The 24870-nt window shown below is 45.4% G+C and carries 28 protein-coding genes; 11 read left to right on the top strand and 17 right to left on the bottom strand.

Annotated elements, in window-relative coordinates:
- Positions 1-7: 7 nt before the first annotated feature.
- A complete protein-coding gene (locus tag LDO73_RS16330) occupies positions 8-1153 on the top strand; it encodes an ABC transporter permease (protein ID WP_224059425.1) in 1146 nt (381 codons plus the stop codon).
- Positions 1153-2310: an ABC transporter permease gene (locus tag LDO73_RS16325; RefSeq protein ID WP_036949268.1), complete on the top strand. Its 1158-nt coding sequence runs from the start codon at positions 1153-1155 to the stop codon at positions 2308-2310. Before LDO73_RS16330 ends, LDO73_RS16325 begins: the two co-directional genes overlap by 1 nt.
- 87 nt (positions 2311-2397) lie before the next feature.
- Here LDO73_RS16325 and LDO73_RS16320 read toward each other — a convergent pair whose 3' ends face one another.
- From LDO73_RS16320 to ubiU, 3 genes are all read right to left on the bottom strand, one after another.
- Positions 2398-2877 carry a hypothetical protein gene (locus LDO73_RS16320; RefSeq protein WP_224059424.1) on the bottom strand — a complete coding sequence of 160 codons (480 nt, stop codon included), beginning with the start codon at positions 2875-2877 and terminating at the stop codon, positions 2398-2400.
- Between the two features lie 207 nt (positions 2878-3084).
- Positions 3085-3960 carry a U32 family peptidase gene (locus LDO73_RS16315; RefSeq protein ID WP_224059423.1) on the bottom strand — a complete coding sequence of 292 codons (876 nt, stop codon included), beginning with the start codon at positions 3958-3960 and terminating at the stop codon, positions 3085-3087.
- 42 nt (positions 3961-4002) lie between these two features.
- Positions 4003-4998: a ubiquinone anaerobic biosynthesis protein UbiU gene (gene ubiU, locus LDO73_RS16310; RefSeq protein WP_224059422.1), complete on the bottom strand. Its 996-nt coding sequence runs from the start codon at positions 4996-4998 to the stop codon at positions 4003-4005.
- A gap of 379 nt (positions 4999-5377) precedes the next feature.
- On the opposite strand from ubiU, the gene ubiT reads away from it, so the two are divergent.
- A complete protein-coding gene (gene ubiT / locus LDO73_RS16305) occupies positions 5378-5902 on the top strand; it encodes a ubiquinone anaerobic biosynthesis accessory factor UbiT (protein ID WP_224059421.1) in 525 nt (174 codons plus the stop codon).
- Entirely contained in the window at positions 5896-6399 is a 504-nt protein-coding gene (locus tag LDO73_RS16300) for a GNAT family N-acetyltransferase (RefSeq protein ID WP_036949091.1), read from the top strand. The genes ubiT and LDO73_RS16300 overlap by 7 nt, the downstream gene beginning before the upstream one ends.
- On the opposite strand, the gene LDO73_RS16295 is transcribed toward LDO73_RS16300, so the two are convergent.
- A complete protein-coding gene (locus LDO73_RS16295; protein WP_224059420.1) occupies positions 6372-6680 on the bottom strand; it encodes a GIY-YIG nuclease family protein in 309 nt (102 codons plus the stop codon). The genes LDO73_RS16300 and LDO73_RS16295 overlap by 28 nt on opposite strands.
- 300 nt (positions 6681-6980) lie before the next feature.
- Between LDO73_RS16295 and bhsA the strand changes: the two genes are divergently transcribed.
- Both bhsA and LDO73_RS16285 read left to right on the top strand, forming a co-directional pair.
- On the top strand, positions 6981-7232 hold the full coding sequence (bhsA, locus tag LDO73_RS16290) for a multiple stress resistance protein BhsA (RefSeq protein ID WP_154603012.1): 252 nt from the start codon (positions 6981-6983) through the stop codon (positions 7230-7232).
- Positions 7233-7557: 325 nt separating this feature from the next.
- Positions 7558-7995, top strand: a complete 438-nt coding sequence (locus LDO73_RS16285) for a YhbP family protein (protein WP_224059419.1) — start codon at positions 7558-7560, stop codon at positions 7993-7995.
- Positions 7996-8007: 12 nt separating this feature from the next.
- On the opposite strand, the gene nrdG is transcribed toward LDO73_RS16285, so the two are convergent.
- Entirely contained in the window at positions 8008-8472 is a 465-nt protein-coding gene (gene nrdG, locus LDO73_RS16280; protein ID WP_154599693.1) for an anaerobic ribonucleoside-triphosphate reductase-activating protein, read from the bottom strand.
- A 15-nt stretch (positions 8473-8487) separates the two neighbouring features.
- Positions 8488-10626, bottom strand: coding sequence for an anaerobic ribonucleoside-triphosphate reductase (nrdD, locus tag LDO73_RS16275; RefSeq protein WP_224059418.1), 2139 nt, complete (start codon positions 10624-10626; stop codon positions 8488-8490).
- A 329-nt stretch (positions 10627-10955) separates the two neighbouring features.
- Between nrdD and LDO73_RS16270 the strand changes: the two genes are divergently transcribed.
- Positions 10956-11864 (top strand): LysR family transcriptional regulator, encoded by a 909-nt coding sequence (locus LDO73_RS16270; RefSeq protein WP_224059417.1) that lies wholly within the window; start codon positions 10956-10958, stop codon positions 11862-11864.
- Here LDO73_RS16270 and LDO73_RS16265 read toward each other — a convergent pair.
- The 4 genes from LDO73_RS16265 to pyrB all read right to left on the bottom strand — a co-directional run bounded on the left by LDO73_RS16265 (position 11857) and on the right by pyrB (position 15189).
- Positions 11857-13038: an MFS transporter gene (locus LDO73_RS16265; RefSeq protein WP_224059416.1), complete on the bottom strand. Its 1182-nt coding sequence runs from the start codon at positions 13036-13038 to the stop codon at positions 11857-11859. The genes LDO73_RS16270 and LDO73_RS16265 overlap by 8 nt on opposite strands.
- Before the next feature lie 261 nt (positions 13039-13299).
- A complete protein-coding gene (ridA, locus tag LDO73_RS16260; protein ID WP_036949109.1) occupies positions 13300-13686 on the bottom strand; it encodes a 2-iminobutanoate/2-iminopropanoate deaminase in 387 nt (128 codons plus the stop codon).
- A 92-nt stretch (positions 13687-13778) separates the two neighbouring features.
- Positions 13779-14243, bottom strand: coding sequence for an aspartate carbamoyltransferase regulatory subunit (gene pyrI, locus LDO73_RS16255; RefSeq protein ID WP_036949112.1), 465 nt, complete (start codon positions 14241-14243; stop codon positions 13779-13781).
- Between the two features lie 10 nt (positions 14244-14253).
- Positions 14254-15189 (bottom strand): aspartate carbamoyltransferase, encoded by a 936-nt coding sequence (pyrB, locus tag LDO73_RS16250; protein ID WP_154603006.1) that lies wholly within the window; start codon positions 15187-15189, stop codon positions 14254-14256.
- A 328-nt stretch (positions 15190-15517) separates the two neighbouring features.
- On the opposite strand from pyrB, the gene vapB reads away from it, so the two are divergent.
- A complete protein-coding gene (gene vapB / locus LDO73_RS16245) occupies positions 15518-15751 on the top strand; it encodes a type II toxin-antitoxin system VapB family antitoxin (protein ID WP_036949116.1) in 234 nt (77 codons plus the stop codon).
- Positions 15748-16167 carry a type II toxin-antitoxin system VapC family toxin gene (locus tag LDO73_RS16240; protein ID WP_224059415.1) on the top strand — a complete coding sequence of 140 codons (420 nt, stop codon included), beginning with the start codon at positions 15748-15750 and terminating at the stop codon, positions 16165-16167. The genes vapB and LDO73_RS16240 overlap by 4 nt, the downstream gene beginning before the upstream one ends.
- 84 nt (positions 16168-16251) lie before the next feature.
- On the opposite strand, the gene phnV is transcribed toward LDO73_RS16240, so the two are convergent.
- From phnV to phnR, 5 genes are all read right to left on the bottom strand, one after another.
- Entirely contained in the window at positions 16252-17049 is a 798-nt protein-coding gene (gene phnV, locus LDO73_RS16235; RefSeq protein WP_224059413.1) for a 2-aminoethylphosphonate ABC transport system, membrane component PhnV, read from the bottom strand.
- A gap of 2 nt (positions 17050-17051) precedes the next feature.
- A complete protein-coding gene (gene phnU / locus LDO73_RS16230) occupies positions 17052-17912 on the bottom strand; it encodes a 2-aminoethylphosphonate ABC transporter permease subunit (RefSeq protein ID WP_224059411.1) in 861 nt (286 codons plus the stop codon).
- A gap of 1 nt (position 17913) precedes the next feature.
- On the bottom strand, positions 17914-19023 hold the full coding sequence (gene phnT / locus LDO73_RS16225) for a 2-aminoethylphosphonate ABC transport system ATP-binding subunit PhnT (protein WP_224059409.1): 1110 nt from the start codon (positions 19021-19023) through the stop codon (positions 17914-17916).
- A gap of 7 nt (positions 19024-19030) precedes the next feature.
- Entirely contained in the window at positions 19031-20044 is a 1014-nt protein-coding gene (gene phnS, locus LDO73_RS16220) for a 2-aminoethylphosphonate ABC transporter substrate-binding protein (RefSeq protein WP_224061212.1), read from the bottom strand.
- 136 nt (positions 20045-20180) lie between these two features.
- Positions 20181-20888 (bottom strand): phosphonate utilization transcriptional regulator PhnR, encoded by a 708-nt coding sequence (phnR, locus tag LDO73_RS16215; protein WP_224061211.1) that lies wholly within the window; start codon positions 20886-20888, stop codon positions 20181-20183.
- A gap of 150 nt (positions 20889-21038) precedes the next feature.
- Here phnR and phnW point away from each other — a divergent pair, with 150 nt between their 5' ends.
- Complete coding sequence (gene phnW, locus LDO73_RS16210; RefSeq protein WP_224059407.1) at positions 21039-22148, top strand: 2-aminoethylphosphonate--pyruvate transaminase; 1110 nt, start codon at positions 21039-21041, stop codon at positions 22146-22148.
- A gap of 2 nt (positions 22149-22150) precedes the next feature.
- Positions 22151-22960, top strand: coding sequence for a phosphonoacetaldehyde hydrolase (phnX, locus tag LDO73_RS16205; RefSeq protein WP_224059405.1), 810 nt, complete (start codon positions 22151-22153; stop codon positions 22958-22960).
- A gap of 77 nt (positions 22961-23037) precedes the next feature.
- Here the strand turns inward: phnX and LDO73_RS16200 are convergent, their stop codons facing one another.
- The gene (locus LDO73_RS16200) at positions 23038-23547 is read right to left on the bottom strand and encodes a MerR family transcriptional regulator (RefSeq protein WP_224059403.1); all 510 of its coding nucleotides are present in this window, start codon (positions 23545-23547) and stop codon (positions 23038-23040) included.
- Between the two features lie 173 nt (positions 23548-23720).
- A complete protein-coding gene (argF, locus tag LDO73_RS16195) occupies positions 23721-24746 on the bottom strand; it encodes an ornithine carbamoyltransferase (RefSeq protein ID WP_224059401.1) in 1026 nt (341 codons plus the stop codon).
- Positions 24747-24870 lie beyond the last annotated feature (124 nt).

Genomic DNA, 24870 nt, shown 5'->3' with positions numbered 1-24870 from the left:
TGACGCCATGAAACTCAAATTCGCTTGGCATGGTTTTGAACATGCCTTTAGCCGCGAAACCCAAATGGCGATCCGCAGCCCAGTCTTTCATTGGCTGAGTTGGCTATTCCCTTTGATGCTGTTTACGTTAATCAGCGCTAACTTCTCAGAGGGAACGCTGATGGATGTGCCCGTTTCGGTGGTAGATAACAACAACAGCCCGATTTCAAGGCAAATTATCCGCGATCTTGATGCGGGTCCTCATGCGGAAGTAAAAGCGATTGATGGCAACTTAGTGACATCCATCAAGCAGCTGGGTAGCGCCAAAGATTATGCCTTGCTTTATATCCCCCAAAATTTTGAGGAGGATATATTGCGAGGACGCCAGCCTGAATTACGCATGTATTACAATGCGCTATTTTACGCATCCGGCAGTTATGCCATTCAAGATTTTAGCGGCTTAGTTGCAGAACTTAACGCCAAATACCGCCAAGAAATGGCGAAATCGATGGGGCAATCTTTACCGGCATTGGCGCAAGTCACGCTCTCTTACGATAGCCTCTTTAACCCTAGTGGCAGCTATATTTATTACCAACAATTTGCGGCGACCATCCACATGCTGCAACTGTTTGTGGTCACGGCCACTATTTACACCATGTCTCGCGGCACCATTCTCCAAAGCGTGAAGCCATTTTCAATGGCACTGCTAGGTAAAATGGCACCTTATACGTTATTTTTCACGACATTACTGATTGTGGAACTGGCGGCGTTAGTCACTATTTTCGACGCAAAAGTAGTGGGGAACCCTCTGTATATGATGCTGGTGGGCTTCTTCTATGTAATAGCAGCGCAGAGTATCGGGTTACTGCTCTTTAGCTTCACGTCCAGCGCGATAATGGCTTACAGCTTAATCGGGATGCTGGTGAGTATTGCCTTGGCATTTTCTGGCATGGCAGTACCGGAACTCTCGATGATTTTGCCCGCCCGGATTATTTCGAACGCGGAGCCGCTCACTCACACCTTAAACGCCATGTTTGATATTTTCTTACGGGAAATCTCGTTTGAGCGTATTGTGCAAGTGTGTCTATTCTTGCTGATTTACCCGTTACTAACGGCATTTTTGATCCGTAAACGCTTAGTGAAACGGTTAGAAACCCAAGGAAGTATCGTGTGATGACGGTCTATTTTGCGACGTTTAAAAAGGTACTGCTGGGCATGCTGGAGAAACCAATGTGGCTGCTGCTGCTCGTTTCTCTCTGTATTATGAGTTTGGTCTATGCGCGCCCTGTATTGTGGGATCTGCCTGTGGCCGTTATCGATATGGATCACTCAGGCGCAAGTCGTGAACTGATCCGAGATTTAGATGCCACCCCAAAAGTTCAGCTGCACAGTTACGATAATTTAGCTCAAGCGCGGCAGGATATGATTGCGAGGCAGCTGTTTGCTATCGTGATCATCCCAACTGATTTTGAAAAGCATCTGCTTAGTGGCAAAAATATCACGGTACCCGTTTATGGGGATGCGACAAACCGCTTGGCCAGCGGGCAGATCCAGCAAGAGTTATCGAAAGCGTATCAAACGCTACTGAGCGCCTATAACACCCAATTACTGGAAAAGGCGGGTTTCAGTCCTGAGCAAGCGAAAGTGATTATTGCCCCTGTTCGCAGTGAGACTGAGCCGCTCTACAACCCCGGAATTAGCTTTGCGGCGATTATTTTCCCTGGCTTGTTGGTTATGTTATTGCAGCACTCCTTATTAATTGCGTGCGTGCGGGTCAGCATTGCCATTCGCTCCACACCAAAAGGCAAGCCCCCATTAGCGGTTTACCTTGGGGCGTTGTCGGCGTTGGTGCCTATCTGGTTATTTCTTTCGACCGTATTTTTCGCCTTATGGCCATGGATTTTGGGATATCGGCAAGAAGCGCCTTTGTACCAGATCTGGATGCTGACTTTCCCATTCTTACTTGCTGTTATTGGGTTAGGGAAGCTGGTCACGGAATGTTTGCGTAGTGTGGAAATGATCTACCTGACATTGGCGTTTATCACCACGCCGGTGTTCTATATGTCAGGGACGATTTGGCCACTGCAAGCGATGCCAGACTGGGTAAGAATGATAGCCTCTGCATTGCCATCCACATGGGCGACTAACGCGATGGCGGGGATCAACCAAATGGGGCTGCCATTTCGAGATATCTTAATGGATATTGTGATGATGCTGGTGCTTGGGGTGATTTACTCGTTTATCGGTGTGTTTATTGGCATGTTGCGAGATGGCGAGTTACGCCAGATTAGCCATGCGGTACATCGCTGGCGCAAGCATTTTCATAAATGATAATAAAATAGTAAATAATAGTCAGAGAGGTTGGTTTCCAACCTCTTATTTTGAAAAATGGCTCTAAATACGTTATGGCACAATCTTTTATTCCACAACGCTGAGGCTTAAGTTACATTCTTCAGGGGTTGAAACCGAAAATGTGCGTCCGTTAGCATTGGTTTTGCCCGAATAAGCTTCCCCATTACAATCATTGATAATGATGTAATTAACCGATGAAAGTGGTAAATCATTTTCATCGGTTAATAGGAAATTCAAATTATAATCGTGACCACCCACTTGGGAACTAATGTTGCCATTGCTTTTGGCGGCAAGCCCTGCAATCACAAACTCACCTGTTTTGCCATCTTGGTTCAATTTTCCAACCGCATTATCTTCAGTACCTGCCACAATATGGGCATTTTCAGGTACTGAAAGAATTTTTTTTCCTTTAAATACCACGCGATAGTACCCAGAATCGGAGTAACTCACCTCTTGGTTTTTTTCGAGATCAGCGTTGGTGTACTCAAGGGATGTTGAGCATCCCGCTAAAAAAAGTGTCATGACGAGCAGGGTACGTTTTATCACGGGTATTTCCTTATGAGTCTGTGAGTTTGGTTGCTTATCTAATCTACAGCACGTCAACTGAATTCAAAGGAGATAACTCCGTATCTGTTTGGGGGATATTCTGGGTATAGGCAGGTTATTGATGAAGAATTGCGCAGGTTTTTGTTAGTGATTGACCATGGAATGAAAAGGCTCAATAAAGAGCCTCTCATAAATAGCAAAATCCCATCACGCCTCTAGAGTCAATCCAGCAATATTACGCCAATAGCCATTACAGCTTTGGTCGGGAATGAGAAGTGGGGACTGTCCATGTTGGTTGGCTTTAAACTGCTTAATCACATCGAGGGACTCAAGGCTTTCAGGGGAAACCCGCACAATATCCACCAAATCCTGCATGGATGAAATATCGTTGCCTAAGTTATAGCAATAGCCGCTCAAGGTTTGAATACCATTAAGCGTGAACACTTGCTGCTGCTCTTGGGAAAGTACTTTACGCCCTTGCGGGTAATTGATGCAGCAGGTTTCACACTCATCTTTCTGGCGGTTTTCCGAGCGCGCCGTAAAACAGCGGGCTGAATAGGCTAACGGTAAATGGCCGTAGCTGAAAACCTCCACTTCAAACTTATCGCGAATACCTAACTCTTCACATTGATTGAGCAAATTCACCAGCCAGTCACGGGAAAGCTCAACGGGCATACACCAGCGCATCATGCCTTGGCGTAGCAAAATATTCAGAGAGGGGGCGTTATAGCAGTTAAGCCCGTGACCTGCGACAAAAGGCAATTTGCGTTCTGCCAGCATGTTGACGACACCAAAATCGTGCGCTTCAATCAAAAACTCGCCATTATCGACTAACTTAATAATTTCTTTCAACTCAGAGGGCGCTTGTAACAGTGCAAGGGTACTAAGAATAATTTGTTTACCGTTTCCCGCCAGCTGCTTAGCGAGGTCAATCCAGTCATTGGGTTTCATATCACGGCGTTTACTACACACCGTTTCCCCGAGATAAATAATATCCGCGTCACTGTTTGCTGCCTGCTGATAAAAATCCTGTAAGGTTGATGTTGGCCAGTAGTACAGTACTGAGCCTAATGCATATTTCATTATGTTACCCATTAATCCATGCTGATGAATGATTTGCGCCAGTTATTGCCATTTACGGTGATACGCACCAAGGGTGGTTTGGCTGCCTTCAGAAAGGTCGCCAAGGGCTTTGAGCCACCTCGGATCCGTCACAAAACCGTCTGGATTGGATTTATAGCGATTGATTGCCTGACGCCAAATCTTGGTCACTTGGGTGACATAGGCAGGGCTACGCTGACGGCCTTCAATTTTTACCGAAGCGATATTGGCACTCATTAGCTCTGGGAGTAACTCAATGGTATTGAGGCTGGTGGGCTCTTCAAGCACATGATATTTCTGATCATCCACCACATAGCGCCCTTTACACAGCGTAGGATAACCGGCGTTTTCATTTTTTTTGTAGCTATCGATCAGCACATCATTGAGGCGGGATTCCATACCATTTTCAGTGTGTTGCCAACGAACAAAACGTGCGGGAGAGCAAGCGCCGACGGTATTCGGTGATTCACCCGTTAAGTAGGAAGAAAGATAACAGCGACCTTCAGCCATAATGCACAGACTACCAAAAGCAAATACTTCCAGCGGTACAGGACTGGTTTTGGCGAGTTGTTTAACTTGGTGAATTGATAACACGCGAGGGAGTACCACGCGATGCACCTGAAAGTTACGCTCATAGAAGCGAATAGCTTCTGTGTTTGTCGCGGAAGCTTGCACAGAAACGTGGCGTTCAATATGCGGGTATTTATTGGCTGCGTACTCTAACATAGCAATGTCGGCGAGGATCAGGGCATCGGCCCCTAAGTCAGCCGCTAAATCAACAGAGTTTTGCCAGCGTTGATAACCATCAGGGTGAGCGAAGGTGTTTATCGCAATATGCAATTTACGTTTACGCTGGTGGATATAACGCTCTGCTTCATGCAGATTTTTTTCCGTAAAATTCAAACCTGCAAAGTGGCGCGCGTTAGTGTCATTTTTGAGTCCGATGTACACTGCATCGGCACCATTATCAACAGCGGCTTTTAAGGCAGGTAAATTCCCCGCAGGGCAGAGTAATTCCATTAGCTTTTTCTCTGTATAAAAATTTAGCAATTGGTCATTCTAGACAAGGGGTTTGGTAGAGGTTTTGATTTAGCGCAGAGAAGCTTGGAATGTTGTAGGCGAGATAGTTATTTCGTGACTATTATAAAAGTGTAGAGATTATTGGAAATAAATATTGGCGAGATGGATAAAGATTGATATAGGATCGGTATCATCACGTTATTTTTTGGCAAAATATGTCCTTATATCGAATAAATAACGATATATCTCTGACTATCTTTACATCTACACATCAATGTTATCTATAATCATTGTCATTATAGGTATTAAATTGTCCAAGCAGCTGCTTTAACCAGTAGTCATGCGAGATGGACAGATAATTGATACGGGAGTTAGTACTGTGTTTGGTAAAATTCGTTCTCAACTGATCACTCAAGGCCCTTCATTTTTGAAGTTTCCATTGAAAGTGACCCCATTTGTCGTACAGCGTCAAATACTCGAACAACTATTAAGTTGGCAGTTTCGTGAATCTGTTAAAGAAGGCGAACTCGATTTTCTGGAAGGGAAATGGCTGAAAGTTGAGATCCGAGATTTAGAGCTTGTTTGGTTTATCAGCTTACAAGAGGGTCAGCTGGTGGTACAGAAGCAGGCTGAACCGGATGTCAGTGTCAGCGGCAATGCCAATGATCTGGTCTTGATTGCTGCCCGCAAAGAAGATCCCGATACGCTCTTTTTCCAACGCCGTTTGGTGATTGAGGGGGATACTGAATTAGGTTTGTATGTTAAAAACCTGATGGATGCCTTCGAAATTGAAAATATGCCTGCGCCGTTGCGCTTTGGTCTATTACAGCTCGCTGATGTGATTAAAATGGTGCAAGACAATGAGGACGCAGAGCATAAAACGCCTGTGTTAACCTCATGCTGATACGTGTAGAAATCCCGGTTGATGCCATGGGTATCGACACGCTATTACGTGAAACCTTCCCAACTGAGGGTGAGGCAGATCTTGTTCAGCACCTGCGTGAAGATGGGTTATTGACCCTCGGTGTGGTGGCAACCAACGATGACGGCGAAGTTATTGGCTATGTCGGGTTTACCCCTGTTGATGTGAATGGTGAAGATGTTCAATGGGTAGGACTCGCCCCATTAGCCGTTAAAAAAGCTTATCAAGGCCAAGGTATCGCGGAAAAATTGGTTTATGAAGGGTTAGATAGCTTAAATGAATTTGGTTATGGAGCTGTCGTCGTTCTCGGTGATGAGGGTTACTACGGACGTTTTGGTTTTGAACCCGCTTCCAACCACGAATTACGTTGCCAATGGCCAAGTCTACAAAAACATTTTCTTGTCTATGGACTCGAAAATGGCGCAATTGACCAGCATAAAGGCGAAGTCACTTACTCATCGCATTTTGACAATGTATAAACCGCTAAATAATGCTGTAAATCCTCAGGCTGGTCAGTGACCAGCCTTTCTTTTTCCTGCTTACTCAATTGCTTAACTCGATGCTCTAATTGAGACGCTTCAGAACGATCCCCCGCAGCACAATGAAAAACGAGAGTTAAAGGCGCTTTGCCTTTTAGCGCCTTTGCACCTGTTCCCGCTTCATGTTGTTTAAAACGCCGCTGAACATCGATGGTGATCCCACAATATAACGCGTTATTTTTTTGCCGAATTAAGTAAAGAGACCAATTTTGCTGTGTCATTTTGTTTTTCTTATTATTGAATTTAGCATTCTGTGCTGATTTATAAGGAGAATTTAGTTGGCTTCCAGCGAATTTTCTCGCGGATCATAAAGTTTATAACATACTAAATTATAAATAAAAAATGATATAAAGCTGTCACAAATTTGTAACCTCAATATAGGTTGTTGTTCAATTATTTTGAATAACTATAGCAAAATTAGCTAATTTTCATCTCAGAATAAAGCGCATAGTATGATCCATATCACAGGGAAACACGAAAAAACCCCTGTAAATATCAAACATACAATGAGGAAGTTTACCATGAAAAAATCAACATTATTTGCTGCTGCTTTAGCTTTAGGTGCTGTATCATTTGGTTCAATGGCGGCTGAAGAAGTTAGACAAGCTAGCGAGCCAGCAGTCGGTTATGTGTCTGTAAGTGGTGCTGCAAGTGTAAATGACCTGACTGCACAATTAGCCAAAAAAGCTGATGAAGCTGGCGCAAAATCTTTCCGTGTGATTTCTGCAAGCGGTGAGAATGAGATGAATGGTACAGCAGCAATCTATAAATAATTTTACTCGTCAGATTTACTCGTCATACTTCGAGCCGCAGCGTTGTTGGCTGCGTTCACTCCCACTAGTCACATACTAGTGTATGCTCCTAGCGACTCGTTCACTTGCCGCCTAGCTGCAACTCGAATTATTTAAAGTAAAAGGTCACAATGATTAGAGTAAAAACCTTGAGTTTATGAGATTAAAAATCTAATTATTCAAGGAAATGCTAGAAAGATTTAGCGTATAGTAGTGCGAACTAAGTACAGATAACGTTCAGAACAGCTTAAGCACGCCCAGCCATTTTTATGGGCGTGTTCTGAACGGTCTAACATGGACATTCGCAATGACACCCGAAAACACCTTACAACATATCCAGCGCTATATTGCTCGCCAACACGTTTTTTCCCTGTTTACCTCTCATCAAGATGATATTTGGGCTGCCAGTTGCTATTACGCCTTTGACCGCCAAAATATGCGTTTAATTTTCATGACATCCCCCGATTCGCAGCACGGTCAATTAATGCAGGAAAACCCTCAAGTGGCAGGGACTATCTCTGCACAAACTAAGCAAGTGGGTAAAATTCAAGGTATTCAATTTGTGGGAGAAATTCGCCAATTTGACGGTGAAGAGGCGGATGTGCAGAAAGCATTTTATTGCCAGCGATTTCCTGTTGCCCTAGAGGCGAAGCTGCCGATTTGGCAGCTCCAATTACAGACGGTGAAAATGGTGGATAACACGCTGGGGTTTGGTACCAAATTACATTGGTTGCGTGAAGCTTAGGCTGCGTGAGGCTTAACGTAGCCGATGAATGACTTGGTTACTGCTGCCGCGCCACAGCAGCGCAGGGTCGTACAGTGTCTGTTCGAATTTTCCATCAATCAACGTATTGACCAAACTCACCACTTTTTGCTGTTCTAGTGTCAACTCATCCAGTTTATACCCCGTCCACATCCAGATATCCTTATCTGGGCAGACGGCTTTCACTCGCTTCACTAACGCTAAAATAGCGGGCAAGTTAGCGGGGTGCAAAGGATCGCCCCCTGAGAGGGAAAGCCCTTGGCGACGAATACGCGTATCCTGCAAATCTTGGATAATTTGGTCTTCCATCTCTTGGGTAAAAGGAATACCGGAATCCACTCGCCATGTGCTTTGGTTATAGCAGCCTCGGCACTGATGAACGCAGCCCGAGACAAACAATGTGCAGCGGGTACCGGGGCCATTTACCACATCCACAGGATAATATTGGTGATAATTCATGGTATTTATCCGCTGTTAACCGAGCTGTCCATTACCCAAGTGCTTGATACGGCGCTTCACTTCCTCTTGCTTACCCGCATTAAACGGTCGTGCATCTGGGCTGCCTAAATAGCCACAGACACGGCGGATCACGGAAACGCGGTTAGTATCATGGTTGCCGCAAGCTGGGCAGGTAAAGCCTTTGCTGGTACAGGAAAACTCACCGGAAAAACCGCAGTCATAGCATTCGTCGATTGGCGTGTTGGTGCCGTAGTAAGGAACATGCTGATAGCTGTAATCCCAAACATCTTCGAGGGCTTTGAGGTTGTGCTGTAAGTTCGGGTATTCGCCGTAACAGATAAAACCGCCATTGGCGAGCGCCGGATACGGCTGCTCAAAATCGATTTTATCGTAAGGATTAACCTGTTTTTCCACATCTAAGTGGAAGCTATTGGTGTAGTAGCCTTTGTCGGTTACGCCATCAATAACGCCAAATTCAGCGGTATCTAAGCGGCAGAAACGGTCGCACAGATTTTCGCTCGGCGTGCTGTATAAGCTGAAACCGTAGCCCGTTTGGGCTTTCCATTCGTCAGTGGCTTGGCGCAGACGATTGACGATAGCGACCGCTTTTTCGCGCAATTGCTCGCTGTCATACACATGAGTTTGTGTGCCAAATAGGGCATTGATAGTTTCGTGCAACCCAATATAACCCAATGAAATTGAAGCGCGTCCATGTTTGAAAATTTCAGCTACGCTGTCATTGGCTTTTAAGCGAACGCCGCAGGCACCTTCCATGTATAAGATAGGGGCAACACGGGCTTTGACATTTTCTAAGCGTGCTATGCGGGTCATTAATGCTTTTTTAGCGATGGCTAAACGCTCATCGAGAAGCGCCCAAAATGCTTCTTCACTACCTTGAGCTTCCAGCGCGATGCGCGGTAAGTTTAAGCTGATTACACCAATGTTATTGCGTCCATCGTGAATTTGTTTGCCATCTTCTTCATAGACACCCAAGAAACTGCGGCAGCCCATCGGTGTTTTAAAGGAACCCGTGACATCAACCACGCGATCGTAATTGAGGATGTCTGGATACATGCGTTTGCTTGCGCATTCTAAGGCTAACTGTTTGATATCATAGTTAGGATCGCCGTATTTATGATTCAGACCATCTTTGATGGCAAACACGAGTTTTGGGAAAACAGCGGTTTTGCGGTTTTTGCCCAATCCCGCAATGCGGTTTTTGAGAATCGATTGCTGGATAAGTCGTGCTTCTTGGGTTGTACCTAACCCAAAGCCAAAGGTGACGAAGGGAGTTTGCCCATTCGCGGTATGCAGTGTATTCACTTCATACTCTAAGGATTGGAACGCATCGTAACACTCTTTTTCTGTGCGACTTTGGGCGTAAGCTTCGGCGTCAGCAATTTTCCATTCGTTGGCGACTTTTAAGTGTTTTTCATGGCTGATAGCGACGTAAGGAGCCAAAATTTCATCAATGCGGTTAATGGTGGTTCCGCCATAAATATGGCTAGCCACTTGGGCAATAATTTGTGCAGTAACGGCAGTGGCAGTAGAAATAGATTTTGGTGGCTCGATTTCTGCATTTCCCATCTTAAAACCGTTGGTTAACATGCCATCAAGGTCGATAAGCATACAGTTAAACATCGGGAAGAAAGGGGCATAATCGAGATCATGATAGTGAATTTCACCCTTTTCATGAGCAAGTACAACATCGCGCGGCAAAATATGCTGTTTGGCATAATGCTTAGCGACGATCCCGGCTAATAAATCACGCTGGGTTGGGATCACCTTACTGTCTTTGTTCGCATTTTCATTGAGTAAGGATAAGTTGCTTTGCTCAATTAGGCCGCGGATCTCGTGAGTAAGTTGGCTGCGTTTTTCGCGTTCGCTGTCTCTGTCATGGCGGTATTCAATATAGGCTCGAGCCAGATCCTTGTAAGGCCCCGACATAAGCTGGTCTTCGACAGCATCTTGGATCTCAGCGATATCCACTTTTTCGCGATTGCACAACTGCTCAGAGACAACCGTGGCAACTTGTAGGCAATAATCATCATCTTTGACGTCCACAGCAGCGGCCGCACGTCGTACCGCTTCTTGAATACGTGGGAGATCAAAATTGACCTGACAACCATCTCGTTTTATAACCACCGTTTTCACCGTCATACTCCTTATTAAATCCCTCACAGGACTGGCGATAGCGTCCATTATCTTTTATCAGTATGGGGCATCCCTGTGAAAGAAATGTGAATTTTTACTATATATAGTGTCTAGTGAATTAATTAAAGCACAATATGTAGGATATTGCCTTTTTTTAGATGACGGTAATTTGATTTAAAACAAAGAAAAAAATAATTTATATGAATATCAAACGGGCAGGAATTAATTAAATTTAGAGATTGATTTAAGGGTTTGGGGATTTGCTCTAGAATGAATCAATCGAAAAAAAAAGCAGCAGGCTAGCAGTTGATGAGGTTAAAAAGCGCATTATGATCCCCATCCATTCACTCACCGGTATTACTGCATTTGTGGCGACGGTTCAATCAGGGAGTTTCACGGAAGCGGCAGAGCGCTTAGGGATCACCAAATCCGCCGTTGGCAAGCGTGTCACTAAGCTCGAAGAACATTTGGGTATTAGCCTATTAATCCGAACCACGCGGGGAATTTCGCTCACGACGGAAGGGGAGCGCTACTTCCATGAATGCTCAGCCGCGCTGGATTTATTAGATAAAGCCGGTCAACAGCTCCAAGAGAATACCAATACCTTGATGGGTAAGCTGCGCCTAGATCTCCCTGCCGCATTTGGGCGCAAATGCATTATGCCTATTTTGATGCAATTGATGGATGAGCAGCCCCAATTGATGTTGAGCGTTTCGTTTAATGAGCAATTTGTGGATGCCCTCGAGGAAGGTCTGGATTTAATGGTGCGTATTGGCCCTTTACCGGATAGTGCCCATCTTGTGGCTCGGCAGTTAACCATACAAAACCAAGTTCTGTGTGCGTCGCCAAAGTATCTTGAAAAATACGGGGTGCCACAGCATCTTCAAGAGCTGGAAAATCATCGCTGCATTGTGGGGATCCGCCAAGGTGCACCTTTCTATTGGCGCTTATGTGAAGAAGGAGCTGTTATCCAGTATGCACCACCCCCTTTTTATGAACTCGCTGATGGCGATGCGATGCTCCAAGCGGTGCTGCAAGGAAAAGGGATTGCTCAGTTGCCATTATGGTTGGTCGATAGTTATCTTAGAAAACAGCAATTACAGCGTATTTTGCCAGAGTCAGAAGGCTATGAAACGCCGATTAATCTATTGTGGCCGAAAGGGCGTAGTATGCCGCCAAAAACACGCTATGTGATTGATATGTTGCTTCAGGCGGCAAAAAAAGGGCAATTTAATTAAGGGAATGGCAAGCGAGTGCTGGTACCGAATGGGTTAGTTTCACTTTTACCCAGATGCTGAACAATGCCAGCACGGTGAAGGCAATTCCCACCCAAATAATGGCAGCAATCCCCGCATATAAAATTGCCCAGCCACCGATCATAGTGCCAATGGTAATCCCTAAATTTGAGAATGAAATATACAGGCTATTGGCAAACTCAGGGGCTGAATTGGCTTCTTTCATTAACCAACTTTGGCTGATAATTAAACCAGATGTATGGAAAGCACCCCATAAAATCACCAACACCACCATCACTATCGGCTGATGACCAAAGAGCCAAACCGCGAAATAAATCATCCCGAATAACACGGGGTAACGCAAGGTGGTCGCAATTTGGCTGCGTTGTAGAAAGTGGCTAAAAATAAAGTTACCGATATACCCACTGACGCCGAACACCACCAATAGCGTGCTGGTCGCATTGTTCGAAAACCCAGTAATTTTAATCAAATAATCGGCGATATAGCTGAAGCTGGCGAACATCGCACTGAAAATCAATGTCACCGTCAATATGCATAACCAAACAGGCAAACGTTTTAAAATCGCCACTTGTTCACGGACTTTCAGCGGTGTAGTTACGGGAGTCGACGGTACATGAATAGCGATTCCCATAAATGCCAGCAAACTGGTTAAAGCGCCGAACCAAAAGGCGGCAGTCAGGGAGAATGCTTCCGCAATAAAGGCACTGAGCGGCAGCCCCAAAACCATCCCCACCGCGACACCGGAAAACACAATAGCCACGCCCTTGGCGGATTTTTCGGGTGGCATGGCATTGGCAGCAAGGTTTAGGGCGATGGCAAAAAAGACCGCATGGGTTAGTGCGGGTAAGACTCGAAACACTAAAATCATGTGATAATTTTCGGTGAGGGCATAAATGCTATTGGAAATAATAAATAGCATCATGATGACCAATAGAACGGTTTTGCGATTAAAACGCCCGAGCAATAATGTGATAAAGGGCCCTGAAATGGCAACCACCACCGCGTAGATACTGACGAGAAAACCAACTTGTGGCGCTGTGATATGAAGCTGCTGAGTTAATTGTGGCAATAAACCAATCACCGCGACTTCGGTGGTGATCACGCCAAATACAGCCAGTGACAGGCTGAGTAGTAATAAACGTATTTTATTTTGCATATAGGTATCCGCAGGGGCTAAACATAGTCCTGAATTGAATAAGTCATAAAGTGATGTTGCGGATATATCCCGAGGGGTATCGTGACAAAACAGCGAGAAAAAGAGAAGGGCACTTTGGGATACAGAGAATAGCCTAAAAGTGGATTGATATTTTTAGGTGGGCTGTTTTCATATCTAGGTGGACAGCTTTCATATAAAGAAAAAAGCCTGCTGACAATGGGTTAGCAGGCTATCAGACTGACAATCTGAAACTGAATAAAACTATTTACGTACTGCGATAGCTTCGATTTCGATTTTCACATCTTTTGGCAGACGCGCAACTTCAACGCAAGAACGCGCAGGGAATGGCGCATTATGTTGTTTAAAAAACTCTTCGTAAGTGGCGTTAACGGTACCGAAATCATTTAAATCTTTCACAAAAACGGTGGTTTTTACGATGTTAGCAACGCCCAGACCTGCTTTTTCTAAAATCGCTTTTACGTTTGCCAGTGACTGACGAGTTTGTGCTGCGATATCCTCAGGGACATTACCGGTTTTTGGATCAACAGGAATTTGACCTGAAGTCATAACCATACTGCCTAAATCGACGCCTTGAACGTAAGGACCAATAGCGGCTGGTGCATTTTCGGTGCTGATTTCGTATGACATAATTTCTCCGTTTATCACGTAAAAAAGGGTTTGGACGCTATTATAGACATGGAACGGCATCCACACAAAGACGCAGTCTACGCCTAAATACCTTACTGATTATTGATCACGGCGTCTCTATCGAACTCTTTTTCACAGAATTTGCAGGTTAATGCCACATGTTTCGCGCGTTTTTTAATGCGGAAACTGCTGGAAACGGGCTCATTATGGCTAATACAGTTGCTGTTTGGGCACACTAATACGCTGTCGATTTGCTCTGGTAATTTCAGGTCTAATTTTTCGACTACTTGATAATCTTCAATGCGATTAACGGTAGCTTCCGGCGCATACATCGCTAATTGGTTAGCTTGTTCCGGGGTTAAAAAGGTATTTTCGATTTTGATAATGTCTTTTTTACCCATATTGCTGGAGGGTAAATTGAGCCCGATAGTGATGCGTTCATCGGTTTTGGTGAGCTTAAACAGCTTCAGTAATTTGAACCCAATTTGAGCAGGGATATGGTCGATGACAGTGCCGCAACGGATGGCTTCAACTTGTAATTTATGGTCGTGTGTCATGGTCTTCTCCTCAGATTGCCAGTTCTTTATTTAATACCAGAGACAGCAGCGCTTGGCGCGCGTAAATCCCATTCCCTGCTTGCTGGAAGTAATAAGCGTAAGGGGTGCTATCGACATCCACGGTAATTTCATCGATACGCGGAAGCGGGTGCAGTACTTTTAAATTATCTTTGGCACTGTGCAGGTCTTGGGCGCGCAGAATAAATTGCGCTTTGACGTTGGCATATTCTGATGGGTCTAAGCGCTCTTTTTGAACGCGAGTCATATACAGAATATCCACTTCAGGGATCACTTCATCGACATTGTTATGCAGGCTGTAAGTCGCGCCTTTTTCATCCAGAATATTCAGGATATGAGCCGGCATCGATAACACTTCAGGGGAAATAAAGTAGAAGTGGTTTCCTTCAAACTTCGATAGCGCTTGAGTCAGTGAATGCACTGTTCTGCCATATTTCAGGTCACCGACCATCGCGATTTTCAGGTTATCTAAGCGACCTTGAGTTTCTTGGATAGTAAACAGGTCTAACAGGGTTTGGGTAGGGTGCTGGTTAGAGCCATCGCCTGCGTTGATAATCGGAACCGAACCAGAAAACTGGCTGGCTAAACGCGCGGCACCTTCCTGCGGGTGGCGCATCACAATCGCATCCACGTACTGGCTGATAACGGAAATGGTGTCTGCAAGCGTCTCGCCTTTCTTACCTAATGAGGTGTTGGCGCTATCGGAGAAGCCGACGACAGATGCCCCTAAACGATGAATGGCGGTTTCGAATGACAGGCGGGTACGTGTCGATGCTTCGAAGAAACAGCTAGCGATAACCTTATGCTTCAGAAACTCAGGTTGAGGTTGCTGCTTTAATGAAGCAGCCACTTTAAGGACTAATTCAAGGTCGGTTTTATCTAAATCGTTAATTGAGATTATGTCGCGGTGATATAACGGATTCGGCATCGTGATTCTCCTGTATCAGCAAGACTTGCTATCTAGTAGGCCAAAAAAAAGCCCCTCATTGAGGGGCTTCTTAGAAAATACGGCGGGGAAAAACAGGCTGCCTAGACCGCGTGATGGCAGTGCGGTGTCGGTGTTCTCTTTCAAAAATAGAGCAGCAGCGTTCATGGTTTCTCCCGGCAAATTGTGGCGCATTATACGCGTGTGGCATAATGACGCAAGCGTTTGCTAACAGAAAAATGAATTTTTTTGGTTTTGGCATATGTTGACATATGTCTAAGTGGGCATATACTTAACATATGTTTATTCTTTCGGCATTTGAGGAGGAATTATGGTAACTAAAATTGTTGCTGTATTTAAAAATGGTAATAATCGCGCAGTTCGTTTACCTAAAGATATTGATTTTGAAGGTGTAAATGAATTAGAGATTAGTCGTGAAGGGAATCGTATTATTCTTCGTCCAGTCAAACCTAATTGGCTATCACTAAGAGATGAAGATAAAGCAGACAAAGATTTCTTACTTGAACGTGAAGACGTGATTGAAGATGGAAGGATAGTTTTGTGACAAAACTCTACATGCTTGATACCAATATTTGCTCTTTCATTATGAGAGAGCAACCCATGTATCTACTACAGAGACTGCAAGATTGTGTTATGCATCGACATTCTATTGTTATTTCTGCGATTACTTATTCAGAAATGCGCTTTGGGGCGATAGGTAAAAAAGCCTCACTTAAGCATAATTTTTTAGTCGATGCATTTTGTGAGCGTCTTGATGGCGTTCTTACTTGGGATAAAGATGCAATTGATGCAACAACGGCAATTAAGAAAGCATTATCGGAAGCCGGAACGCCTATTGGCAATAATGATACTGCAATAGCCGGTCATGCATTAGCAACTAACTCTATATTGGTGACTAACAATACCCGAGAGTTTTCACGAGTATTGGGATTGAAACTAGAAGATTGGTTGCAGCCATAGTTATTAAATTAGTGTTTAATTTATTGGATATAACCATTACATTAATAAAGCCCATTTAGGGCTTTGCTTTTATCTTTTCGCTACTTACCTCTGCCCCAATCTCTTTGCCACTCTCTCCAGCTTCATCATCAACAACAGCGTGATCGCCACGAGGACGATGGTCAGTGCGGAACCGTCGGCGATATTTCCTCGGTCGGTAAGGCTGAAAATTGACACTGGCAAAGTTGCCCAGCCTGGGGGATACAGCATCATCGTGGCACCTAATTCTCCGAGGGATAATGACAGGCTCAAGGCGACAGCGGAAATCATCCACGGCATCAATAGCGGTAGGGTGACATGGCACAGGCGATACCACGGGGAAGCACCTAAACTGAATGCCACATTCTCAATATCTGCGGAAATGCGGGTTAACCCAGTCGAGACATTGCTGAAGGTGAATGCTGAAATCAGAACAAAATGAGCGGAAAACACAATCCAAAAGGTGCCGTTCATCTGCAAATAGCCTTGGCTAAATGCCACTAAAATCCCTAATCCAATCGACACCGATGGAATGGCACTCGGTAAATAGAACGCGATCCCCAGATATTTTTGTATTCGGGCGCTATGGCGGCGTAAGGCAAGGGCTGCCCACAAACCGCAAAACAGCGCAAATAGACTGGCGCAAAAGCCAATCATTAGGCTGGATAAAATTGCTTCCCATGCGGGCCCTTGAAACGCATTCACAAAATGTTCGAAGGTAAAGCCAGTTGGCAAAATACTGTTCCATTGTTGGCTAAAGCTGGACATTAAAATCATCACCAATGGCAGCAAAAACAAGCAAGAAAACAGCGTGATGGCGATGGCGGTTGAAATGGCTCGCCCAGTTTTAGTCCAAATTAACATGGTTATTTTTTCACTCCGAAACGGGTTGTTGCCATGCGATACAGGCTAAATAGCCCGACAGACAGTAAAATATTAATCAGCGCTATCATGCATGCGACGCTGTAATCAGATTCTAGAATCGCTTTGCTGTAGACCATCATCGGCAAGGTATTCACTCCTTTTGCCCCGATAAACAGCACGATGCCAAATTCGTTGGTGGTCAGCAGCAAACATAAGCTGCCACCTGCGAGTAATGCAGGAAGCGCCGCAGGGAAAATCACTTGGCTGATAACGCGGGCAGGGTGTGCCCCTAAAATGCTGGCGGCTTCTAACTGGTTCTTATCGATTTGGCGCAGTGCCGCCATGAGTGGGCGCATCACCAGCGGCGTAAAGACAGTGATCTCCGCCAAAATCACGCCATTAATTGAGTATAAAAAGTCCACGGGAGGCAGTTCAAAATCAAACAGCGCCATTAATGTGCCATTAAGTAACCCCGCCGAACCATAAATAAAGGTAAACGCGAGAGTGATCAGAAACGTCGGCAGTGCGATAAAAGTATCAATGACTTGGGTAATAAAACGGCTTCCGGGAAAAGGAATAAACACCAGAATCAGGGATAGAACCGAGCCAAGCACCAAGCAACCTAGGGTGGCAAAAAAGGCAATTTGTAGTGTATTGAATAGCCCGCTAATAAATCGGCGAGATTCAATCACTTGCCAGAACGTTTCTAAGCTTAAGCCGCCAGTGGGGCTTTGAATGGCTTGCTCACCAATCAGCATCAGTGGGTAAAAAAATAACGTCGCTAAAACGAGCAGCGGTGGCGCTATCCAATAAAACGGTTTTAGGTTTATGGATGATGGCTTAGACAGGTTGATAGCCGACATATTATTCCTCAATCAACACAGTATCAGAGGGAGAAAACCACAGTGTGAGTTTATCGCCTGCTTGCGGTAACGGGGATAAATGGGTAACAGCGACCGTCACTTTTTCCCCCGCAACATCACACAATAAATGGGTAATATCCCCCTGCCAGCGGATGGACTGTAAGGTGGCGTGTAACTGGTTTGAGGTATCTTCTCGTGGGGTGAGGCTAATATGCTGTGGGCGAATACAGATTAATTTGTGGCTGTTGTGCTGCATTCCTTGGGTTTGCGCTTCAATGAGCGTACCGCCACAGCTCACACTGACTTGGGCAGGTACTGAAGAAAAGCCCAAGGTGGTTGCAGACAAAATATTGGCGCGCCCTAAAAACTCGGCGGCAAAGCGGTTAGGCGGGCGATGATACAGGGCATTTTTCTCCCCGTGTGCCACCAAATAGCCATCTTTCATGATGCCAATTTTATTCCCTAAAGCGAGGGCTTCGGTTTGATCATGGGTGACGTACAAAATGGTTAGCTCAGGTAATTCGCGGTGCAGCCTTGCAATCTCTTCCACCATATTATGGCGAATTTGGGCATCGAGGGCAGATAACGGCTCATCGAGCAAAAGCACTCGAGGGCGAACGGCTATGGCGCGAGCGATGGCAACGCGCTGCTGCTGTCCACCGGATAACTGGTGCGGATAACGAGCGGCATAGTCGCTCATACCGACAATGTTTAATGCCTCCGCCACGCGCTCTTTGACCAGCGCTTTAGGCTGTTTTTGGGCGCGTAAACCAAAGGCAACATTATCTTCCACTTTCATATGCGGGAAGAGGGCGTAGTTCTGTACTACCATGCCGAGCCCCCGTTGATACGGGGGAAGGTGGGTGATATCCGTGTCACCCATTAAAATGCGCCCGCTGTCCGGTTGTGCAAAACCCGCGATTGACCGTAACACGGTGGTTTTACCGGAGCCTGAAGGGCCAATCAACACCAGTATTTCACCAGGTTCGATGGTCAGAGATAACGGCTTAAGCACCACATTGTTATGGTAAGAAACCCGTAAAGACTCCAGCACAATGCCTGAATGGTCAGTGCGCGGGCTTGGTGTTTCTGTCTTTCTTTTCATCAACATAATTCACTTACTCGCTTTCGGTGACTTTGTGCCAACGGGTAATATCGTTCGAAAGGGACGCTGCAACATCGTCCCAATTCGGTTGCCATGTTTTGACGCCTTTGAGGATTTCAGTGGCTTTGTGGAATTGTGGATCGTTTGGCGTCAAATCTGAGCGTACAGGCATTCCCCATGACAGTTCGCTAACGTGGCTTTGGGCTTGTTTGTCTAACAGAAAGTTAATCAGCTTTTTGCCATTTTCAGTTTCAGGACCGTTGTTTACTAAGCCAACCACATAAGGCAGAACCAGCGCGCTGCGTTCGCCTTTTCCATCGGCGGGCCAAAAGATTTTCACGTTCGGATTGCGTTCCATTTGGGAAAGATTCATCTGCAAATCACCATTTGCGATGTACAGCTCGCCTTTGTTGACTAACGCGGTTAATTTCCCTGTTGAGGCGGATGGGCCGACGTTGTTGGCTTGTAGCTTACCGAGGTAATCAAAACCGGCCTCTTTGCCACCAAAGCTATGAAACACTTGCAGCATGACGGCGGTACCATCTCCCGCTTGTCCCGGTGTGGAGTATTGCAGCTTATTTTTAAAACGGGCGTCGAGGAGTTCATTCCACGTTGCTGGTGGAGCTTTTAGCAGTTTGTCGTTATAGATAAAGGTTAGGTAGTTATTCACGATGGGGGTGTAGTACTCCGTTGAGTTAGGAATACTTACCGCGGCATCTGGCGTGAATTTTGCCAGCAATTCAGTTTTGGCGGCACGTTGGATAAATGGGGGAACGGTGACGAGCACATCCGCTTGCGGGTTAGTGCGCTCTTTGGCTAAACGCTCAACGATGGCACCTGAGCCACCTTCGACGTACTGCACTTTAATCCCTGTTTGCTGAGTAAAGGCATTAAACTGAGCCTGATACCAGCTGTTATTGCCATCATGAAGACCATCTGCGGAGTAAACCGTGACGACAGGCGCAGCCCAAACTGAGGTAGAGCTCAGGGCGGCAAGGAGTAACACAGCAAGAGGGGTAGGTTTCATTTTACGTTTCATCTCCAGATCTCCAGTTAGTCGTTAAAGTTATCTGGTATATACCAGTGTTTTTACGCTAACGGGTTTATGTGACAAAAAAATGAAATCTACCGAGAAAGCAAAAATTTATTTTTGAGCGTGGAGATTAGAGGGTATCTACCTCGATTCGTAGGCTATCATGACGCCAATATTCCACATCATAATCCAGAATTCGCCCGTGCTGATCGTAGTTTAAACGTTGCAATAGCAGGGCTGGACGACCGACTGCAACCCTTAATGCGCTGGCCGCCTGCGGTGGCATGGCTGTGGGATAAAATGATAAGTGCATACTGGTATAAATCAACCCGTAGTGCTGTTCATACACTTCGGTGAGGCTGCCATTCAAATCATGGCTTAATAGCTCAGGTACTCGAGCGGGAAGACAATGGTTTTCACTGTAGCAAACGGCGCGGTCATCCGCATAACGCAGGCGAGTGAGCAGGTAAATTTGTTCGAAAGGCTGCAATTGCAGTGGCGTCATGGCTTCGACAGGCACAGTGACGACTTTTCCCTCTAACAACTTGGTTTTGGGTTGGCGGCTTTGTTCTAAACACAGTTTATGGAAGTTGGTATTTTGTGTTGGATCAAGCCATAAACGCTCGGGAGTCACAAACCAGCCACGGCGTTCAGAACGGTAAATGGCACCGCTAGATTCTAGCTGTGCCAAGCTTTCTCTAATAGTGACGCGCGTGGTATTGAAGATGGCACACAGTTCGCGCTCAGAGGGCAGTTTATCGCCACTTTTCAGCGCGCCGCTCTGAATTCTTGCTTGTAATTGAGCTTTGATAAGAAGGTACTGTGGCTGTTCATCCATCGATAATGTATCCGTTTTTCGTCGCAAAATTTTTTATCCATTATACACGCCAATATGAATTTTTTGTTGCAGGGCGTCTTTTCCTTTGACCTTCTTGTTCATCTGCCGTCATTATAATGCCAATCTGGTATAGACCAATGGTGAGTTTAAATGACAACAAATCAATATCTGCTGTTAACGCCGGGGCCTTTGACGACGTCACAAACTGTGAAAGAGGCAATGCTGTTTGATAGCTGCACATGGGACGATGATTACAACTTGGGTGTGGTGCAACGTATTCGTCAGCAGTTAGTCGAATTAGCAACAACACAAGCGGGGTATACCAGTGTGTTACTCCAAGGGAGTGGGAGCTACGCCGTGGAAGCGGTGCTGGGTTCTGTACTTGCGCCGCAAGATAAAATCCTGATTGTCAGCAATGGCGCTTATGGCGCACGCATGGCAGAAATGGCGCAATTGATGGGTATTTCTCACCATGTTTATGATTGCGGTGAAGTGGCAAAACCCGATGTGGCGGCGATTGAGCACCTTCTACAGCAAGATAGCCAAATCAGCCATATTGCGATGGTGCATTGTGAAACCACCACTGGGATTTTGAACCCGATAGAGCAAGTGGCGGTATTAGCCAAGCGCTATCAAAAACGCTATATCGTGGATGCGATGAGCAGTTTCGGAGGGATCCCTCTGGATGTGGGGGCGCTGAATATTGATTTTCTGATCAGCTCGGCCAACAAATGTATCCAAGGGGTTCCGGGGTTTGGGTTTGTGATAGCCCGTACCTGCGAATTGGAAAAATGTGCAGGGCGCTCCCGTTCCTTGTCCCTTGACCTGTATGCGCAATGGCGCTGCATGGAGGAATTTCATGGAAAATGGCGCTTTACTTCCCCAACACACACGGTGCTGGCTTTCGCTCAAGCCTTGAAAGAGCTAGCCCAAGAAGGTGGCGTGAATGCCCGTTTCCAGCGTTATCAGCAAAATCAGCGCAAGCTGGTGGAAGGTATGCGCCAGTTAGGATTTCGCACGTTATTAGATGATGACCAACAATCGCCGATTATCTCCGCATTTTACTCACCAGACTCCGAAGATTATCAATTCAGCCAATTTTATCAGCAGCTTAAAGCCCAAGGGTTTGTGATCTATCCGGGTAAGGTTTCAAAAAGCGATTGTTTCCGCATTGGCAATATTGGGGAAGTGTATCCACACAATATTGATGCGCTATTGGTGGCAATTAAGAATGCTATGTATTGGAAAAATAAGGATTAACCATGAACCGTATTGAAGCTGTTATTTTGGATTGGGCGGGAACGACGGTGGATTTTGGCTCTTTTGCGCCGACCCAGATTTTTATCGAAGCGTTCAAAACTGCATTTGAGATTGATATTACACTGGCACAAGCCCGTATCCCGATGGGATTAGGAAAATGGCAACATATTGAAGCGTTAGGAAAATTACCAGAGATTGATGCCATGTGGCAGGCAATGTTTGGGCGCTCAATGACCAGCGAAGATATCGATGCTATCTACCAAACGTTTATGCCATTACAGATTGCCAAAGTTGTCGATTTTGCTGCGCCCATTGATGGGGTTGTAGAGACTATCGCAAGGTTACGTGAGCAGGGGATCAAAATAGGCTCCTGTTCAGGTTACCCAAGGGCGGTGATGGAAAAGTTGGTTCCGGCAGCCGCGAAGTTGGGTTATCAGCCCGATTACTGGATTGCCAGTGATGACCTAGTGGCTGGCGGACGCCCGGGGCCGTGGATGGCGTTGCAAAATGTGATTGAATTGGCGGTCAATTCCGTCTCCCATTGTGTGAAGGTGGATGATGCGGTGCCGGGTATTGAAGAGGGGCGCAATGCGGGAATGTGGAGTATTGGTCTGGCTATTTCGGGTAATGAATTTGGTAAAACATGGGCTGAATATCAAAGCATGAGCCAAGGGGAAATTTCCCCGTTACGTCAGCAGGCTGCGGACAAACTGTATGCGGCGGGTGCGCATTATGTGATTGATACGTTAGCGGATCTTCCTCGTGTGATTGATGAAATCAACACGAGATTAGCAAAAGGTAAAAGACCGTAAATCGCCATTGACCAAGTGGGGGCTCCACTTGGTCGAAAATAACACGGACAAACTGAGCGCCCCTGGTTATTTGAAAACTACAACGCGCGTATAGCGGCTATCTCTTCAGCGGAGATCTCGAGTGACTCTAAAAATTTTTGGTGTTCTTGAGGCTCTATTTCTTCAAATTTTTGATGCCATTTGATCATATCTTCTTTAGACAGACCCGCTGCGATCATGATCTCGACCCATTTCGCTTTATTCACAAACTTCTCCTTAGATAGAATGGATTTTTTAAACAACTCAATAATGGCTTTTTGTTGTTCACGTAATTTACGGATTTCTTGCTGTAATGAACAAAAATGGTTCTCTAAAACTTGAGCTTGAGAGGTATCCACTGATTGTAAAAGCAACTGAATATTGGCGATTGATAGCCCATAGGAACGATAGGATATAATCTTAGAAAGTTGCTCTATTTCATGCTCGCCGTACCATCGATAGCCATTTTCTGAAAAAAATGTGGGTGTGAGTAAACCCATTTTTTCGTAATAAAGAAGGGTGCTTCGTGATAAATCAAAGCGGTGAGCTAATTGAGAGACTGTAAGCATGTTTTTAATCATTTGTTCATCATTCAGTTACGTTAAACCCTCTACCTATAGACGGGTCAATATAAAATGGATGAAAAATTATATTCTAATAAAGTGAATTGAGCATTGAGCGAAAAACAGCGCTTGAATGAAATGACCAAGTAGGGATGTCAGTCTCCTACTTGGTTTATTGCTTAATACAAATTGACAGGAAGTTCTGGGGTGAGGGTCGCCACCATCACCGCTTTAATAGTATGCAGGCGGTTTTCCGCTTGGTCGAAGACGATACTGTAAGGGGATTCAAACACCTCTTCCGTTACTTCCAGACCGCCATAAAGATTAAACTCTTTGGCGAGCTGAGCGCCTAATGTGGTGTCTTCATTATGAAATGCTGGCAGGCAGTGCAAGAATTTCACGTCTGGGTTACCTGTCAGTTTGATCACGTCCATATTCACTTGGTACGGCTTCATTAAGGCGATGCGCTGAGCCCACACTTCTTTAGGTTCCCCCATCGAAACCCAGACATCGGTATACAGAAAATCAGCGTCTTTAACGCCTTCCGCTACGTTTTCAGTCAGAATAATTTTTCCGCCGGTGGTTTTGGCGATTTTCTGGCACTCTTCAATTAATTCAGCCTCTGGCCAACAGCTTTTTGGTGCCACTAAACGCAGTTCCATACCTGTTAATGCGGCGGCTTCTAACAGAGAATTCCCCATATTGTTACGCGCATCCCCGAGGTAGGCGAATTTGATGTCAGAAAGCGGCGTATTGGGTTTATGTTCTTGAATGGTGAGCAAATCGGCTAATAACTGTGTGGGATGGAATTCGTTAGTTAAACCATTCCAGACAGGCACTCCCGCATGCAGCGCTAATGTTTCGACGGTGCTTTGTGCGTAACCCCGATATTGCACACCATCGTACATCCGCCCCAGCACTCTGGCGGTATCTTTCATGGTCTCTTTGTGCCCAATCTGGCTGCCAGATGGCCCGAGATAAGTGACTCTCGCACCTTGATCGAAAGCGCCCACTTCAAATGCGCAGCGCGTCCGTGTGGAATCTTTCTCGAAGATCAGTGCAAAATTCTTACCCGATAATAAAGGTGGCTCAGTGCCAGATTTTTTGACTGATTTTAGCCAAGCGGAGAGTTTTAATAATGCATGAATATCGTTAGAGGTAAAATCCAATAATCTTAAAAAATGCTTTCCATGTAGGGGATTCATAAATTACAGCCTTTTATAATTGAATTAATATTCAATTTATATTCATAAAAATTCAAAATCAACCCCTCAAGCAAAAGAAATTATTTCATTAGGTATGGTTTCACCTTCGACCCTATGGGAGAAT

Source organism: Providencia alcalifaciens, from assembly GCF_915403165.1.
Taxonomy (GTDB): Bacteria; Pseudomonadota; Gammaproteobacteria; order Enterobacterales; family Enterobacteriaceae; genus Providencia; species Providencia alcalifaciens_C.
This window is presented reverse-complemented; position numbering and strand designations above follow the sequence as displayed.

Excerpts from the sequence above, each read along its gene's own strand:
- phnU (WP_224059411.1), bottom strand. The coding sequence starts at position 17,912 with ATGTCGGCTATCAACCTGTCTAAGCCATCATCCATAAACCTAAAACCG.
- bhsA (WP_154603012.1), top strand. The coding sequence starts at position 6,981 with ATGAAAAAATCAACATTATTTGCTGCTGCTTTAGCTTTAGGTGCTGTA.
- LDO73_RS16295 (WP_224059420.1), bottom strand. The coding sequence starts at position 6,680 with ATGACACAGCAAAATTGGTCTCTTTACTTAATTCGGCAAAAAAATAAC.
- ubiU (WP_224059422.1), bottom strand. The coding sequence starts at position 4,998 with ATGGAATTACTCTGCCCTGCGGGGAATTTACCTGCCTTAAAAGCCGCT.
- LDO73_RS16270 (WP_224059417.1), top strand. The coding sequence starts at position 10,956 with ATGATCCCCATCCATTCACTCACCGGTATTACTGCATTTGTGGCGACG.
- LDO73_RS16300 (WP_036949091.1), top strand. The coding sequence starts at position 5,896 with ATGCTGATACGTGTAGAAATCCCGGTTGATGCCATGGGTATCGACACG.
- LDO73_RS16265 (WP_224059416.1), bottom strand. The coding sequence starts at position 13,038 with ATGCAAAATAAAATACGTTTATTACTACTCAGCCTGTCACTGGCTGTA.
- phnS (WP_224061212.1), bottom strand. The coding sequence starts at position 20,044 with ATGAAACCTACCCCTCTTGCTGTGTTACTCCTTGCCGCCCTGAGCTCT.
- pyrB (WP_154603006.1), bottom strand. The coding sequence starts at position 15,189 with ATGCCGAATCCGTTATATCACCGCGACATAATCTCAATTAACGATTTA.
- argF (WP_224059401.1), bottom strand. The coding sequence starts at position 24,746 with ATGAATCCCCTACATGGAAAGCATTTTTTAAGATTATTGGATTTTACC.
- phnX (WP_224059405.1), top strand. The coding sequence starts at position 22,151 with ATGAACCGTATTGAAGCTGTTATTTTGGATTGGGCGGGAACGACGGTG.
- ridA (WP_036949109.1), bottom strand. The coding sequence starts at position 13,686 with ATGTCATACGAAATCAGCACCGAAAATGCACCAGCCGCTATTGGTCCT.
- LDO73_RS16330 (WP_224059425.1), top strand. The coding sequence starts at position 8 with ATGAAACTCAAATTCGCTTGGCATGGTTTTGAACATGCCTTTAGCCGC.
- pyrI (WP_036949112.1), bottom strand. The coding sequence starts at position 14,243 with ATGACACACGACCATAAATTACAAGTTGAAGCCATCCGTTGCGGCACT.
- phnV (WP_224059413.1), bottom strand. The coding sequence starts at position 17,049 with ATGTTAATTTGGACTAAAACTGGGCGAGCCATTTCAACCGCCATCGCC.
- LDO73_RS16315 (WP_224059423.1), bottom strand. The coding sequence starts at position 3,960 with ATGAAATATGCATTAGGCTCAGTACTGTACTACTGGCCAACATCAACC.
- phnT (WP_224059409.1), bottom strand. The coding sequence starts at position 19,023 with ATGTTGATGAAAAGAAAGACAGAAACACCAAGCCCGCGCACTGACCAT.
- LDO73_RS16200 (WP_224059403.1), bottom strand. The coding sequence starts at position 23,547 with ATGCTTACAGTCTCTCAATTAGCTCACCGCTTTGATTTATCACGAAGC.
- nrdG (WP_154599693.1), bottom strand. The coding sequence starts at position 8,472 with ATGAATTATCACCAATATTATCCTGTGGATGTGGTAAATGGCCCCGGT.
- vapB (WP_036949116.1), top strand. The coding sequence starts at position 15,518 with ATGGTAACTAAAATTGTTGCTGTATTTAAAAATGGTAATAATCGCGCA.
- LDO73_RS16325 (WP_036949268.1), top strand. The coding sequence starts at position 1,153 with ATGACGGTCTATTTTGCGACGTTTAAAAAGGTACTGCTGGGCATGCTG.
- LDO73_RS16285 (WP_224059419.1), top strand. The coding sequence starts at position 7,558 with ATGACACCCGAAAACACCTTACAACATATCCAGCGCTATATTGCTCGC.
- phnW (WP_224059407.1), top strand. The coding sequence starts at position 21,039 with ATGACAACAAATCAATATCTGCTGTTAACGCCGGGGCCTTTGACGACG.
- phnR (WP_224061211.1), bottom strand. The coding sequence starts at position 20,888 with ATGGATGAACAGCCACAGTACCTTCTTATCAAAGCTCAATTACAAGCA.